Consider the following 15,321-nt stretch of genomic DNA (forward strand, 5'->3'; position numbering starts at 1 on the left):
CAACATGGCCACCCCATTCTTATAAATTTAGTTATTCAGATATTAACTTCTTAAGGAGTTAAGCTTGAGTAGTGTGAGAGCTTAACGTTCAAAATTGATGATTTCCCGAATATCATCGATATCCAGAGCTTCTGCAATCCGTTCAATATGAGAAAAGTTTATGCTTTCACGTTTGCCGTTTGATAATTCGCTTAGCGCGGCATGCCGCACATCGGCTATTCGGGATAATTCGCGCAGGGAGATGTTGTGTTTTTCAGCCAACTCTGCAATTTTTATAACTACTTTTCTTCCCATAACGATTTGGTCCCCTAACAATTGACTTTACGCAAAAACGTATCATATAATGAAACTATTGGTGGTACGCATATGCGTACCGTTAGTGCCTTTTCCACTTAAGGTGTCATTGAATTTATAAAAATTTGGGGTATCCGCCCTCTGAAGGACTAGAAGAGATGGCCTCCTCCTTCAAGCGGCTGGTGAAAAGAGGCAATTAGGATGGAGCGATCGGATAAACAGAGTTTATTGGATAGCTTGTTATTGAATCCTCAATACTGGCACGACATCTCCCAACGATACATGGAGTCGGCTGTAATCTTCTTGAATCATGGAATGTATAAACAATGTCAGTCCGTCGCGGAAATGGCTGTAAATGCCATGCTCAAAGCGTTTTATTTAAAGATCAAGGGAGTTTTCCCGGAATCCCCTCAAACACCAGATGTCTGGATAAGTAATGCCCACTTACTCACTGAAGTAAACGTTGATATTGGCCTGCTCACAAGTGTTTTTCGATTGCAATATCATTCATTCAATATAGAAATGACGTATGGATCCTCTGAGGAACAAGCGAGAGCCCTGATGGTCCAGTCGGATTTCTTCTTATATCAATTATCTCCGAGTTTAGTGGATGATAACTCCACACCATATAGATCTGTCTTCTAAAATCCTCAAAAACTAAGGAGCCATATATGCACATCCCAGTTAAAGACACAAAAGGCAATATTCAAATGCTTCATGTGTTTCATGATACGGTGTTCATGCAAACGAATGGGAGCGGGAACCTTCTATTCCATACAGATCATGGGGCGTATCAGTCGATCCGAAGTGTAGAGGAGTGGGCTTCTTTACTGGATAAGGCGGGTTTCTTGCGAGTGGACCGGGGAACCATCGTCAATCTAAATAAAGCTTGGCTGTTCGATTCGGAATTGCGAGCGTTGAAGTCACAGGGGATATATAATTCCATTGTTATTCCGGTAGCGGGAACGTCGGTTCACAAATTTACTAATTCTTGACCCTTCAAATAGGCTATTCTTTCTTCATTTTGGAATAAAGGATTTTCCAGAGAAATGTCGATACAAGGGCGGAACTTAAAATAAATGATAAGTTTCGACTTCAAATATAGTAGCACATGTGAGAAAGTACCGCTTTAAAAGCTGGGTCCGAATTTAACCGGAATCAGCTTTTTGTTTTTTTGCAACCGAGCTCACTTAGCCCAAAGTTTAATTGTGTTATATTGTTTGCAGATATATAGGTTATAGGATGGTGAAAACGCATGAATCAAATCAAAGATCTCCAAAAGCTTATCAAACTCACTGGCGATCGAGCAAAGTTGGATGCCAAGGCTAATGAAACATATATTGTTTATAAAACAGTAGAAGGCCAGATTGTAAAGGAATACTATGACGGTCATGTTATTCCAGTTACTGAGCAGGATGCCCCACATGAATGAATTGTCACCGATCATGTACATATTTGCTGGGAACAATGGGAGCGGGAACGGTACAATTCGAAATCTCATTGTTGATCGGCTCGGAATAAGTGTGAATTACACATTGAGAAGAATTTTTATTTTAGGAAGAATATTCATTCAAATTCTAATAAAGCCGATATTTACTAGTAAAAGTCATGAAGTGAAAGGAACTGCCGATGTCCACGACTAAATATATTTCCACTTCCGCACTATCCAAAGAATTGAAGATTTCAGCAAAAGAATTATTTCAAAAACTACAAGAAAAAGGATTCATTAATCGTGAAAATGATAATTGGACACTAACGGCTTTAGGGAAAGAAGTCGGAGGCGTTATGAAATCTCATCCTCAATATGGATCTTATATCGCTTGGGATGAAGACAACAAGGGTCTGCTATTGACTCCCGATGATGAAGAAGACAAGTTGGTCAATACTACTATGTTAAGTAAGCATTTTAATATTTCGAAGTTAAGAATGAATCCCATATTATCCGAGCTGGGAATGGTCCAAAAGTCCATCAAGGGATGGACATTAACCAAGCTTGGTGAGAGTCTTGGCGGTAAGCAGTTCGAATATGTCCAAACCGGAATTCCTTATGTTTGTTGGAATGAAAGTATTTTGACCAACAAACGTCTTCTGGAGACCATTCAAAGTATTAAGGGTGTTAGTAATAATGACGAAAAAGAGACTAAACCAACCTCAGCGGTAGTAGGTTTTCGTGATAAGTTCGAGGCGAAACATCGGACAGCAGACGGTCACTATGTTCGTTCCCGGGCTGAAATGCTTATAGATAACTGGCTGTATATGTCAGAAATTGTACATGCTTACGAAAGAAGATTACCGATTGAAGAAGAAGTCTACTGTGATTTTTATCTGCCAGTCGGCAAGGTCTACATCGAATACTGGGGATTAGAAAATGACGAGAAGTACGTTGAACGGAAAAAAGTAAAGCTTGAGATTTATAATAAATATGGATTTAAGTTAATAGAGCTTGATGACGCGGACATCCAGAATTTAGATGATATCTTGCCTAAGAAGCTTTTAAAGTTCGGAATTCAGGCGTATTAAACTTCAGAGTAAAGATCAAATAGAGGAAAAAGTGTAAGCTGAAGTCGGGAGAATCCGTAGATGATATACAAATTGCTTGCTCTATTGAAAAAGACCAGTCCAAAGAAAAAACCTAATCCAAAGAATGATAGAGTTCAAAAGATTAATCAACGTAATAGGATAGAGCCTACTCGGATTGGTGAACTAGGCGAGCATAAGATAAACATTCAATTGGACCAGCTGCCAAAGAATTGTAAATATCTAAGTGACCTCCTAATTCCTAATTCAAAATCAAGATCCGGCTATTCGCAAATTGACCATCTTGTCATTACACCTTACGGGCTCTTTGTTATTGAAACCAAGAACTATAATGGCGAAATAAAGGGTGGACGCAATGACAAGAACTGGAGCGTAAGTAACCGATTCAAAATGTATAATCCTCTAATGCAGAACTACGGACATATAAAGGCAATTGAATCTCATTTGGATGAGTATAAGCAAGTTAAATACATCTCAATGATTTCGTTTACCATGAGATGCCGATTCAGTCTCGATCCGGATCTCCGAAAAATTCATTCTGACGAGTTAGTTGTTTATGATGTGGAATTATCAGAGTTTATTCAAAGAAAACTTGCTAGATTACAAACAGAGCATCCAGCACCATTACTCTTACCAGAGGATATTAGATTGATTTACGACAAAATGGAAAGAATCAATATAACTGAACCAAGGGTTAGAGTTGAACATATTGAGCGAATAAAGAAGAATAACGAATAGACTGAGATTATTATCGTATAAATTTGAGGGGGGCAGGGGAATGCGGAGAAGATTCTCAAAAAAAGGGATATTATTCTTCTTGAGCATTGTCATTGGATATTGTATCCTATGGGCGCTCCTTTTTTTTGGATTAAGTAATCATGGACTATTGAGTAACAGACAATCTGCGATTGAATATGGAGTGGCTTTAATCGTTCTGATCGGGATCTACATTCCCTTTCTTGTGTGGTTGGCTAAGGAAGACAAGAGATTGTCAGTCATGAGTGTCACGCTCCCGATTTTTTTATTAATCATTACTCCCGCAATCTCTCAAATCTACTCCACAATCTCAAATGAAGTGCGATCACTAATAGCTTCGCACAAAGAAAACAAGCAAGTTTCTTTAATTAGAGATTTAATTCTACGTGAGGAATTACCCTATAAGATTGATTTAGAAAAAAGCAGTTTTGATTCAAATTATTATGCAATCAATGAGACTTATATTTATCTCACAAAGAAAAATAAAGGCAGAATAATTAAGAATGAGGTAAATAAGCTAATTTATGTTTTACCAAATGAAAACGTGAAATTTCAAATGTATGAAAACGATTTAAACAGGTTTATCGCCATACGAGTAGATAAGAATAAAGAAATCATTGATTGCAGTCCATTTGAAGTATGTGATGAAGTATTTAAATATAATGAGGAGGGCGTGGTAGCAGGGAGATAAATTTTAGCGAACTAAGAATTCTTTAAAGTCTATGGTTAGCTGGCTTTCAATTAGATAATCAACTCCAAGAATAGCATCGAATCCATATGGTATTTTGGTCATAGCCAGTTGTAGGGTGAAATTCTTTAAAATATGAGAATTTATTGTGAGAGTTCTTTTATAGTTTGTTGGAAGGACAGTTCACTCTGCCCGCCAATTCCATACAGAGGAATAGATTTGGAGTTATAGTTTAACTCAAGAGAGACAATGGGCAAGCCATTTGTCATAAAGATTTTCATTGTAAGCCACGTACTCCAGTGAAGGGTTGCTCGATAATTTCAAGCATCTCATGGGAAGTATGGTAGATATAATATTCCCGATTTGGTTCGGAAAGATGATGTTCTTTATAAGCCTGCCATGCTTGTGTAGTGTCTTTGAAATCGGAGAGAACGGCCATTTCATCAACTTGACGTTTTTTATCAATGGATCTTGCAGAAATGGCTTCAAATAAAACCCAACGGTCAGGAAATTGATTTCAAACTGCAGACCACTTCATGAGTTGCACCTCAAATCGAATAGATTACTAAAATTGTACTACTAATAAAATACTAAGCCAATTGTAGGTAGTGCGGAGAAGGCGATTCTTCGATTAACCACAACGCTATAGAGGTTGGATGATGGCAAGGATATTTTACGCTATTTATCTATTACATACAGCCGTGAGGTTTAAGTGTGTATGGTTCTCCAATATTTTGGGGATGCCTTTAGGTAAGTTCTTTCATGGATTGATGTTATGTTATAATTAGTAATAAGAATCGTAAGTTAGGAATGTAAGAAAAACGCTAATTTTCCTTAGGGTAGGGGGAAGTTTATGAAGAAGATCAGTATTACTCTTGAAGATGGTGAGCTTCAGAAGCTGAAAGAATGGTTTCACTCTTCATCTGATGATGAAGCTGTTCGTTCTGCAATATCCCATGTATTGAATCAGAAGACCTACAGTGATTTGCTTGAACTTGAAGGAAAAGTTAGCTGGGAAGGCAACCTGGATGACATGAGGGCGGAACGCCAATGATATTGGTGGATACAAGTGTCTGGATTGATTTCTTTAATGGTAAAGAGTCGAAGGAGAAGGATCAACTACGTCAACTTGTGGTTGCCCAAAGCAGAATAGCGCTGACAGACTTAATTATAACAGAAATTTTGCAAGGAATTCGTGAAGATCAACAATACGAGCGGGTCAAAAATACGTTGCTACAGTTGGATATTCTGCACGCTGTTCCCGTAAAAACATATATTCATGCGGCAGATATTTACCGTATATGCCGCAGCAAGGGATTTACGGTAAGAAAAACTAACGATTGTTTAATCGCGGCCATTGCTATTGAGTCAGATTGCGTGTTGCTGCATAAGGATAAAGATTTTACAGCCATTGCAGAATGTACAGAGTTACAGCTATACCAGCCGGAGTAGTTTTTATAAGAAAACTTAGTAAGGCGAAGAAGCCACACAAAAAAGGCCTCTTCGTCTTTTTTGAGTACAGTAACTTGTGATGCCAATAAGGGAGGGGGACGTATAGATGGGGAGGCCATGCGCCTTTTATATTCCTGGGTGAGGCTGAATATGTGAAGCATGAAGGCCATAAACCGATGAGTTTCGTATGGCGCTTGAAGGAAGAAATGCCGCCATCCCTGGTCCCGGCAGCAAACAAGGTTATTGTATAGGACGTGAGCATATGATCAGAGTAGCCGCAGCGATTATTGAGAATGAACATGGCCAGATCCTGATAGCTAGAAGGAAGCAGGGGAAATCCCAGGAGGGCTTGTGGGAATTTCCGGGCGGGAAGCTGGAGCTTAATGAGACAGCTGAGGAGTGCCTGAAGCGGGAGCTTCAGGAAGAGATGAAAATTGAGATTGAGCCGTATTTGTATGTTGATGAGAATGATCATTGGTATGGTCCGACGCATATCCGGTTGATAGCTTATCGGGCAAGGCTCGTAAGCGGGAAGATCCGGCTTGTGGATCACGACGAGTATTACTGGGTGACGCCTGATCAACTGAAGGAGTTTACTTTTGCCCCTGCAGATATTAAGTTTGTTGAGATGCTGACAGAGTAGAATGGGATGGAATTAATTATAAAAGCTGGACTTGGGGCTATCACGCAGCCTTTTGTCCAGCTTTTATTTATCTTTACAGTCATGGGTATGCGCGGCGATCATTATTTGCGGCAAATATTCAATTAAGTCGGAAATTTTGCGCAAATTAATCGTTGACAATTTGCGGAAAATTGCGTAAATTGAGAACAGAATTTGCTGCAAATATTAACAATTTGCACAAACGAGTTGAAGCAGCAGCAAGGCCAAGCGCATGAATGTGGCTATTACCCTGGCGTCGGCGGCATGGAATTCCCATAAGCCGTTCCCGCCAAGCCGCACCTAAATCCGGAAGGAGGAGATACGCTCCAATAGATATTCACAACCCACCCAATAACAAATAACTACCAACAAGCGGAGCACACATACATAACTAGAAGACAGCTAGAGCAAGCCAACGTTTGTCGATTCGCAGAAATGAGCACGCTTACATCGAATGGGAGGTTAAGGGAGGCTATGACAATGTTCACAACAATTCAGACGCGGCGGTGGCTAGGCTCAGCATTAGCGGCTGTTCTCGTGTCTTCTCTGGCTGTTACAGGAGTTTGGGCGCAAGCCCCCGATGCTTCGGCCGGAGCTGGCGCAGGTTTTGAGGGAAGACCGGAACAATGGGCAGGCGTGCCTCATGCTTCCACGAGTTTAACGCAATCCTTGCAAGAGATAAAGGCGGTACAACAGGATGGAAAGCTGCAATTGCTGGTGCAAGGGCCCGGATTGGAGGGCCAGGGCGTCTGGTATATCGATACGGATGGCAACGACAAGACCGGATCGGCCGTTTCGATATGGAACAACAGCTCCGGAATCGATGCGAAAATTTCGGACGGAAAGATATGGCGTGCCGTTGACGGCAGCTGGAATGAGGTCGGAACGGTCCAGCAAACTGTAAAAGGCGATGTCTTGGAAACAGAGGCTGAATTGAGCGTTCTGGGCGATGGAGTACCCGCTAATATAAGGGTAGGCTTCGCATTGGCAGGCGATCAATACTTGCCGGCTCCGGGGAAACTGATGCTGACTGTTCCGCCGCCGTCCGGCAATGTGTTCGGACCGGATGTGAACGTGACGGTTGATGCGGATGCATCGGATTGGTCGGGTGTAGAGCCGGCCGCCATGTCCGCAGACGGCTTGACTTCGCTGTACGCCGCAGAAGATGCCAACAGTCTGGTGCTGCTGGTGACAGGCAGCATGGCGGAATTCAACGACATTTATCTGGATACCGACCGCAGTGCCGACACCGGATACACCGACGTGGGATGGCCGGAATTCGGCGGCAATTGGCTGATTGAGAACGGTGCGCTGTTCCAAAGCACAGGAGCAGGCTGGAACTGGGCGCCGGTCAACGACGCGGTCCTGGAGTACAAGCAGAAGGATGAGAACGGGATCAAGACGGTGGAGTACCGCATTCCGTTTACGAATATCGGCTTGACAGGGCCCAAGGCATTCTCGATTGGATTTACCTCCAATGACATTACGGTGCCGGACAGAACTCTTCTGGCCCCGCTTGTGGCCCCTCCGATTCCCAAAATAACGGTGGACGGCAGCTCCGATGAGTGGAGTTTACTGCCTGTGACAGCCCAGGGGGAAGCATCCGTTTCCGCGATGAAGGCGTTTGTGAAGGACCAGCAATTGTATGTATTGGCCCAGGCCGCATCCTTCGATGTGGAAACGAACGTATTCATTAATAGCGATAATGATCCGGATACCGGATACCTCGGCTGGGAGTTCAAACGCACCGGGGCCGACTATCTGATTCAGAACGGCAAGCTGCTTCGCAGCGCCGGCCCGGGCTGGACATGGGAAGAGATCGGTCCGGTGGACTGGAAAGTGTCCGATACGGCTGACGCTTCAGGATTCCGTAGCCTGGAAGTTCACGCCGACCTGTCCGCATACCCCAATGCCGGCAAATCGATGCGTGTGGCGATAGGCGTCGGTGAGAGCTATGCGCCGGCCAAATCTTCCGATGGCGAATATGCTCTGGCTTCCGGCGGCAGCGGCGCGCCGATCGTGATCGACGGCGAAGCAAGCGATTGGGCATCCATTGATAATTCAGTTGCCGGAACGGGTGAATCCCTGGAAGCGAAAGTGGCTCAGGATGATTCCAGGGTTTACCTGCTCATCGACAACGATGCCGTGGATACCCGGAACATGTTTTATCTGGATACCGACAATAACGCTGCAACAGGCTTCCGCGGAACGGGCTGGGATGACCTGGGTGCAGACGCCAAAATCATGTATAACAAGCTGTACCTGTACAACAAGAAGAACGGGCAGTGGAACGACGCCGGTCCCGTGCGTGCGGAAATAAACGACAGCTACGCTCTTATTTACTTCTATCAGGATCAAATTGGAAGAAAAAGTGCCAAGCCTTTGAAAATGGGCTATACCGGCAAGGAAGTCTATCATCTTCCCGCAGCGGGAGGCCACTCTCTTGCCCTTAAAGAGGAAATACCGGTCAAGAAGCATAACGATGACTTTGTGCCGCAGGAGCGGTTCGATGTCCTGGATAATCCCTTCATGGGCTGGGCCGGATGGGGCGATACTACAGAGCCCCTGCCACAGCCCCACAAGCTCGTATACGCGAACATTAACTGGCGGGATTTGGAACCGGTGAAAGGCATCTTCGATTGGGCCGGGGTGGAGCAAAAGTTCCAGTTCGCCAAGTGGCGCGCGGAGGGCGACCGGTTGATACTACGACTCGTGCTGGACGATCCCGGCAACGATCCGGAGATGGATATTCCGCAATGGCTGTATGACGAATTGGTTCAAGCGGAAGGCGAAAGCGGCGCCGGCAAATGGTACGATACTCCGTCTTCTGTGGTCGGTAAAGGGTTTGCACCAAACTACAGCAGTCCGCTGCTCATTCAAGAGCATGGACGGGTCCTCCAGGAATGGGGCAAACGCTACGATAATGACCCGACTATCGCATTTATTGTGATTGGCAGTCTCGGCCATTGGGGAGAATTTCACAATTGGCCGGAAGAAGTATCCGGTAAATTTCCGAGCGTGAAGGTGTCGGATCAATATGTGCAGCAATACATCGACGCGTTCCCTCATAAGAAAATCGGCATGCGAAAGCCATACCCAATCGCCGCCTCCAATCAGCTTGGACTGTTCAACGATGTGTTCGGCAGCAAAGGCGCAACCGACACCTGGGTGAATTGGACCGTCGACGGCTGGAATGAGATCGCTCCGTATGTGGAGGAAGGCGAAGATCCGGCAGCTGTGCAAGCCGCATCGAAGATGCCGGATTTCTGGAAACACGGTTATTCCGGCGGGGAATTTTATAACGGAAATCCGTTATTGTCCCTGGGCGATGATACAATCATGGAGACATTGCGGGAAACAAGGGCAAGCCATACCTCCTGGCTAGGACCTTCTTCACCGGCCAGGTATGAGCTGGGCGAGGACATAACGGAAGGCCAACAAGCCAATATCGATTTGATGCATAACACCATGGGGTACAGGTTTGTGCTTGAATCGGTCGCTCATGACAAGAAAGCCAAAGCCGGTAAATCCCTGGGAATCCACATGAAATGGAACAACAAGGGAGTGGCTCCGTTTTACTTTGAATGGCCGCTTGCGCTCGCGCTTGTCGATTCCAAAGGAAAGCTGGTATCGGGAAGCATTCAGCGAGTGGGGTCGGAGGACGTGACCGAATGGCTCCCAGGTCGTCGCGATGTCAATGTAAGCTATACACTGCCGCGTGATCTGCATCCGGGAAAATACACATTGGCCATCGCAATGCTCGATCCGGACACCGGACTTCCGGGCGTTAGCTTGGCTATTGAAGGCGCAAGAAAGGACGGCTGGACAACGCTGGATTCCTTCCAGGCAACCCGTTGATCGTCCTTGCGAGCATCGACATCATAAATAACCGATAAAGAATGGCCGTTGACCTGAACCACGGGACAACGGCCAGTTTGTCGTCAAGTCAATCTTGATCCTTTCCAGATCGGCATCATGATGGGGCTGTTCCCTAGTAGATTGATCCAAAAATAATGTAACTATATTCCAGTCGCTTATACTCTTCATAGAACACTTCGAACGGAGAGATACCATGCCTCTATTCTTATTGTGCAGTTAAAATCAGCGGTCCGTCCGGCGTGATTGCGATCGTATGCTCATATTGCGCCGACAACTTGCCGTCGGCCGTTCTCGCCGTCCACCGATCGTCGTCGATCGTGATACGGAACGTACCTTCGTTGACCATCGGTTCAATCGTAAACACCATGCCTTCCTTTAACCGAATGCCTTTGCCGGCTACGCCGATATGCTCGTAGTTCGGCTCCTCGTGCAGGCTCCGCCCGATCCCGTGCGCCAGCAGATCGCGTACGACCGAAAACCCGTTCGCTTCCGCATGCTGTTGAATCGCCGACGTTATGTCGCCGAGCCGGCCCCCGGGGAGCGCCCGGGCGATCCCCAGATCCAAGCATTCTTTTGTCACCTTCATTAATTTTTGCGCCTCCGGCCGGATATTGCCCACCGCATAGCACCAGCACGAATCGCCGAACCATCCGCCGTATTCCACGACGATGTCAAGCTTCAGCAAGTCGCCGTCCATAAGCGCCCGGTTCGAAGGAATGCCGTGGGCCACCACATCGTTGACCGAAGTGCAGGTTTCGGCGGGGAAACCGTTGTATCCTTTCGTAAACTGCTTGCCGCCCAGCTTGGTGATGTGTCTGGCAACAAAGTCATTGATTTCCCGGGTGGTGATCCCAGGCTTGATCAGTTTGGCCACCTCGCGGTAGCAGTCCGCAACGATTTGGCTCGCCGGCTTCATCTCTTCGATTTCCCTAGGTGATTTTAAAATGATCATCTTTTGTTTATTCGCTCCTTATTAATTCTATAATTTTAAAAACCGGGCGATATCCCTGGCCTCCTCGTGCAGCTTTCCGCGGCGAAGCGAAAGCGAGGCGCAGCCGACCAAGGCGGCCAGCAGCATTTCCGCGCGCTGCAGCCGATACGGCGGCTCCGCCGCATTTCCGCCGGAAGCGGCAGCCCCGTCCGCCGCACGCCCGGTTTCCAGCAGCGCGGCAAGCGGCGCGAGCACCTCCCTGCGAAAAGCGTCCGAGAGCGGGGTAGAGCGCGCTTCAGGCAGCGAGGCAAAGCCCTCACCGGCCAGCTTATACAGCAGGTACAGGGCGTGGTCCTCCGCCCAAAGCTGCAGCAGCCGGACGCAGGCGGCGGCGGGGCCAAGCTCTGCGGCAGCGGCCGTTTCGCGGCTTCCGCTTCGGGAATCCGGGGCAGCCGAGTTCCCGGTGTCCGCCGCAGCAGCCAAGCCGAAATGCCCGCCCGCCGGCGCCTCCCCCGAAGCCGAAGCGCGCGGAACCTCCAGCGGGGCCTCCAGCCATCCCCCGGCCCGCTCCAACGTGTCCCATAGCAGATCGTGGAGCAAATCGCCCTTATTGCTGTAATAATGGTATACCGTGCCATAGCCGAGTCCCGCCTGCGCGGCCACATCGCGGATTTCCAGTAAAGGCCCTTTATTCAAAAACACATCGGCAGCGGCTTTACGGATTTGTGCCAGACGCCGCAGCCGGATATCTTCGTTTTGTTCCTTCGTGCGTGGAGTCATCTCGTCCGTTCACCTCTTTTATTTTTGACCTACTATTATGTCAATATAAAACATCGGCTTGCGAATAACAAGAGATCAGCTGGAGGATTTCCGGCTCAACCTGGAAATCGGCGCTTGACCAACGGGTTAGCCTCGAACGAGTGACCTGTTTGGAACATTGCCAAGCTAACGGTTGTCATAGCGCTTAATCGGCCCAAAAAACGGAGGTTTCTTTTCTAACGGTTGTATGCGCGCTTATTTGGACGAAACAGCCCCTCTGCCTACGTAAAAACGGGAAATAGGGCCCGCTGGCAACCGTTGCATTTTGTAAATCTCCATTTTTACCCAAATAGCGTCGCTCACAGCCATTAGATTTTTCGCCCGCTTTTATGCACTCGCATCTACTCCTCTGGTCCAGCACCGATATCGGTTTTGAGCCGGAATTCCCGTTAATCCCCGGGCTGGGGCTTAAGCACGTTATTTCAGGATCTTTCTACTAGTTCCCATTGTCAGCTCTATAAATCAACAGATGCAGCTGTATAAATCTATGGTATTGTAATAGATATGACAGGAATAACGAGAGGTATCCATGCAAATCATTCGTGACGTCCGCAAGTTTGTTGTGATCCCCGGAGCGGGGACGCTGCTCACCATGTTGTTTCTCTACGGTATAGGAACCGGCATTTTGGCTCCCATGAACGCTGTATATCTTGACGAGAGCATCGGGCTTTCCAAAGTACAGATCGTTGCCGTCTTCGCGGTATCCCTGTTCTGCAACATGGCTATTACCATTACAGTGGGCTGGATCAGCGACCGTCTGAAGAACAAGAAGCGGCTCCCGGTATTGGCAGCTTTCCTGTGCATGATCGGGTTGTTCATCTACATGAACGCGACGGACTTCCGGAGTGCGCTCATCGGCATGACGATTACGGTCGCACCATCGGGATTGATCATGGGTCAGCTGTTTGGCATGGCCCGCAATCATTTCTCCCGCACTGCCGGCGACATTGTGGAGATGGCCCAGCTGTGGCTTCGGGCTTCCTACAGCGTTGGATTTTTTGCAGGGCTGCTGCTCGGAGCGAACATCTTCCTCATTGCCACGTTTAAAGGCGTGCTGTGGGGCAATTTGGCAGGCTATGTGTGTCTGGTGGCTCTGCTGCTGTTGTTTAAGGAAACGACAGGAGAACCGGGAGTGAAGCATGTGGTCAAGGGAGAACCCTTCTCCCTTATTATGCTGATTGCCCTATTGATGCTCTCCTGCGCCGATGCCATCCGCGGATTATATTTGCAGCTTGTCGTACTCAAGCTGTTCGGCAAGCCGGAGATCATGTCCTACATATGGAGCGCACAGGCGGTATTCGAGCTGTTGTTCATGACACTGGGCGGATATTGGGCGGCACGGTACGGAAGTAAGAAGATTATTTTTGTCGGCGGCTGCTTCGCGCTTGCCACTTATCTGATTTATACGGGCAGCTCCGCGCTTCCTGTTTTCTTTGCCGTACAGCCGCTCTATTCGTTCTTCGTGTCCATTCTGTACGGGGTGGCCATGGGATATGTGCAGCGGATGTTCTTAAGCCGGACGGGCTTCGGGGCCAGCTTGTACGTGTTCATCTCGCAGACGGCATCTCTCATTGGATATTTCCTGCCGCTGTTCATTGAGGGCATAACGCCGGATATTTTCTTCATACCGAGCGCTCTGGTAGCTCTATCCTTGCTCATGATCGGAATTGTGCTGTACCGGGAGAAAGTGAGAGGCTCGATGATCAAATCTTTAGAAGGATAGGGGAATAACAGGCGGAGCAGGCGGAAATAGTCTGGAGAAGCGTAAGCGTTCACCTTTGTACCCCGAATTTATCAGATAGAGGTGACAATGCTACCCACAGTGTTTATTGTGTGCAGCATTGCACCAGAGGTATCCAAAATAAAAAAATTCAGGGGTACAACAGCGATCTCGACAAGTGACAAGCGATAGACATGCTTGTAGCACTTGCGAGTATCGGAAGACGTTTCCGCATGCGCAGACATTTTTTTCACCAGACTTTTAGAAGGATAGGGGAAACATTGATGACGGATTATAGCTACTATTGTAATACGAGAATCGAGATGGGGATGGGCAAATCCGGCCAGCTGCCCGAGCTGCTGCAATTCTTGCAGATCGGTTCATCCATTCTGCTGGTCAGTGATCCGGGCGTCGTGAGGGCGGGATTATCCGCACCGATTCAAAATGCGCTGGAAGCGTCAGGATACCGGGTTGTTCTGTTCGATTCCCTCTCGCAAAATCCAAGGGATACAGAATGTCTTGCCGGAGCCAGGCTGTTCGCTGAGCAGGGCATGGATGCTGTCGTTGCCATTGGCGGCGGAAGCGCAATGGATACGGCCAAAGCGATTGCCCTGCTGGGTCCGAATGGAGGCACCCCGGGTGACTATTGCGAGGGAAGACGGGCGTACACCAATATCGCTCCGATCATCTGTATTCCGACCACGGCAGGCACCGGATCGGAAGTGACGCGTTCCTCGGTCATTACCGAGTCTTCCACGCATCGCAAGCTCACGCTTAAGCATGCCTCGCTGCGGCCGCTGCTTGCGGTTCTTGATCCGCAATTGACCTTCACTGTGCCGAGGTCCGTCACCGCAGCAACGGGTGTTGATGCCTTGGTTCATGCGATTGAAGGCTATACTTGCAAAATGACCAATCCGATCTCGCAGGCGCTTGGCGCAAGGGCGATGCAGACGATTGTTGCTGCTCTGCCGACCGCCTTCAGCGATCCCGTACATGAACAGGCCCGTTATAGCATGCTGGAGGGCAGTCTGCTCGCGGGATTATGCTTCGGCTCCAGCGATGTTGCGGCTGTCCACTGCCTGGCCGAGGCGCTTGGCGGATTGTACGATACCCCTCATGGGGTGGCGAACGCGGTTTTTTTGCCGTATGTGCTGAAGTTCAACACGCAGGAAGAGAAGCAGATCCATGCGTCGCTGGCGCGTATCATGAAGTTTGCCGCAGAGCTGGATAATGACGAGGCCGCCATTGATAAAATGATTGCCGGAATCCGGGAGTTTACGGCAAAGCTCGAAATTCCGAAGCTGAAGGACCTGCCGGGCGTGCGGAGAGAGGATTTTCCCCGGATCGTCGAGCTGGCGGTGCAGAATAATTCAACCCCAAGCAATATCCGCCCGATTGGCGCCGGGGACTACCTGCATATTCTTGAGCAAGCCTACGATGATGTGATTTGAGTTATCGGAATTAGCGGATAGCGATCTTAAACTGGAAAGCATCCGCGGCGCTGGCAGCACTTGCGAAATATCGAAAGACGTTTCCGCATGCGCAGCCAGATTTTTTCACCGGGCCTTTAAGGAGCTATCTTT

General features: G+C 47.7%; 15 protein-coding genes. 12 read left to right on the forward strand and 3 right to left on the reverse strand.

Translation table 11 applies throughout. The features are described from left to right. Positions 1-81: 81 nt before the first annotated feature. The gene (locus tag AC0YOA_RS18700) at positions 82-294 is read right to left on the reverse strand and encodes a helix-turn-helix domain-containing protein (protein ID WP_475787849.1); all 213 of its coding nucleotides are present in this window, start codon (positions 292-294) and stop codon (positions 82-84) included. A gap of 201 nt (positions 295-495) precedes the next feature. Here AC0YOA_RS18700 and AC0YOA_RS18705 point away from each other — a divergent pair, with 201 nt between their 5' ends. From AC0YOA_RS18705 to AC0YOA_RS18750, 10 genes are all read left to right on the forward strand, one after another. Next, the gene (locus AC0YOA_RS18705; protein ID WP_475787850.1) at positions 496-939 is read left to right on the forward strand and encodes a HEPN domain-containing protein; all 444 of its coding nucleotides are present in this window, start codon (positions 496-498) and stop codon (positions 937-939) included. Between the two features lie 95 nt (positions 940-1,034). Continuing rightward, positions 1,035-1,289: a LytTR family transcriptional regulator DNA-binding domain-containing protein gene (locus AC0YOA_RS18710; RefSeq protein WP_475787984.1), complete on the forward strand. Its 255-nt coding sequence runs from the start codon at positions 1,035-1,037 to the stop codon at positions 1,287-1,289. 260 nt (positions 1,290-1,549) lie between these two features. Then, on the forward strand, positions 1,550-1,726 hold the full coding sequence (locus AC0YOA_RS18715; protein ID WP_475769999.1) for a hypothetical protein: 177 nt from the start codon (positions 1,550-1,552) through the stop codon (positions 1,724-1,726). Between the two features lie 197 nt (positions 1,727-1,923). Beyond that, on the forward strand, positions 1,924-2,814 hold the full coding sequence (locus AC0YOA_RS18720; RefSeq protein WP_475787851.1) for a helix-turn-helix domain-containing protein: 891 nt from the start codon (positions 1,924-1,926) through the stop codon (positions 2,812-2,814). A 60-nt stretch (positions 2,815-2,874) separates the two neighbouring features. Next, positions 2,875-3,570 carry a nuclease-related domain-containing protein gene (locus AC0YOA_RS18725; protein WP_475787852.1) on the forward strand — a complete coding sequence of 232 codons (696 nt, stop codon included), beginning with the start codon at positions 2,875-2,877 and terminating at the stop codon, positions 3,568-3,570. A gap of 40 nt (positions 3,571-3,610) precedes the next feature. Next, complete coding sequence (locus AC0YOA_RS18730; protein ID WP_475787853.1) at positions 3,611-4,279, forward strand: hypothetical protein; 669 nt, start codon at positions 3,611-3,613, stop codon at positions 4,277-4,279. Positions 4,280-5,129: 850 nt separating this feature from the next. Continuing rightward, positions 5,130-5,330, forward strand: a complete 201-nt coding sequence (locus tag AC0YOA_RS18735; protein ID WP_475787854.1) for a hypothetical protein — start codon at positions 5,130-5,132, stop codon at positions 5,328-5,330. Further along, positions 5,327-5,728 (forward strand): type II toxin-antitoxin system VapC family toxin, encoded by a 402-nt coding sequence (gene vapC, locus AC0YOA_RS18740; protein WP_475787855.1) that lies wholly within the window; start codon positions 5,327-5,329, stop codon positions 5,726-5,728. The genes AC0YOA_RS18735 and vapC overlap by 4 nt, the downstream gene beginning before the upstream one ends. Positions 5,729-5,990: 262 nt before the next feature. Next, complete coding sequence (locus AC0YOA_RS18745) at positions 5,991-6,371, forward strand: (deoxy)nucleoside triphosphate pyrophosphohydrolase (protein ID WP_475787856.1); 381 nt, start codon at positions 5,991-5,993, stop codon at positions 6,369-6,371. 498 nt (positions 6,372-6,869) lie between these two features. Next, positions 6,870-10,247, forward strand: a complete 3,378-nt coding sequence (locus AC0YOA_RS18750; protein WP_475787857.1) for a DUF4832 domain-containing protein — start codon at positions 6,870-6,872, stop codon at positions 10,245-10,247. A gap of 226 nt (positions 10,248-10,473) precedes the next feature. Here AC0YOA_RS18750 and map read toward each other — a convergent pair whose 3' ends face one another. Both map and AC0YOA_RS18760 read right to left on the reverse strand, forming a co-directional pair. Next, a complete protein-coding gene (gene map, locus AC0YOA_RS18755) occupies positions 10,474-11,220 on the reverse strand; it encodes a type I methionyl aminopeptidase (protein ID WP_475787858.1) in 747 nt (248 codons plus the stop codon). A gap of 27 nt (positions 11,221-11,247) precedes the next feature. After that, positions 11,248-11,979 carry a TetR/AcrR family transcriptional regulator gene (locus AC0YOA_RS18760; protein WP_475787859.1) on the reverse strand — a complete coding sequence of 244 codons (732 nt, stop codon included), beginning with the start codon at positions 11,977-11,979 and terminating at the stop codon, positions 11,248-11,250. 568 nt (positions 11,980-12,547) lie between these two features. On the opposite strand from AC0YOA_RS18760, the gene AC0YOA_RS18765 reads away from it, so the two are divergent. Next, positions 12,548-13,741: an MFS transporter gene (locus AC0YOA_RS18765; protein ID WP_475787860.1), complete on the forward strand. Its 1,194-nt coding sequence runs from the start codon at positions 12,548-12,550 to the stop codon at positions 13,739-13,741. A 281-nt stretch (positions 13,742-14,022) separates the two neighbouring features. After that, complete coding sequence (locus AC0YOA_RS18770; protein ID WP_475787861.1) at positions 14,023-15,189, forward strand: iron-containing alcohol dehydrogenase; 1,167 nt, start codon at positions 14,023-14,025, stop codon at positions 15,187-15,189. Positions 15,190-15,321: the final 132 nt, after the last annotated feature.

This window comes from Paenibacillus sp. JT22N12 (assembly GCF_056269365.1).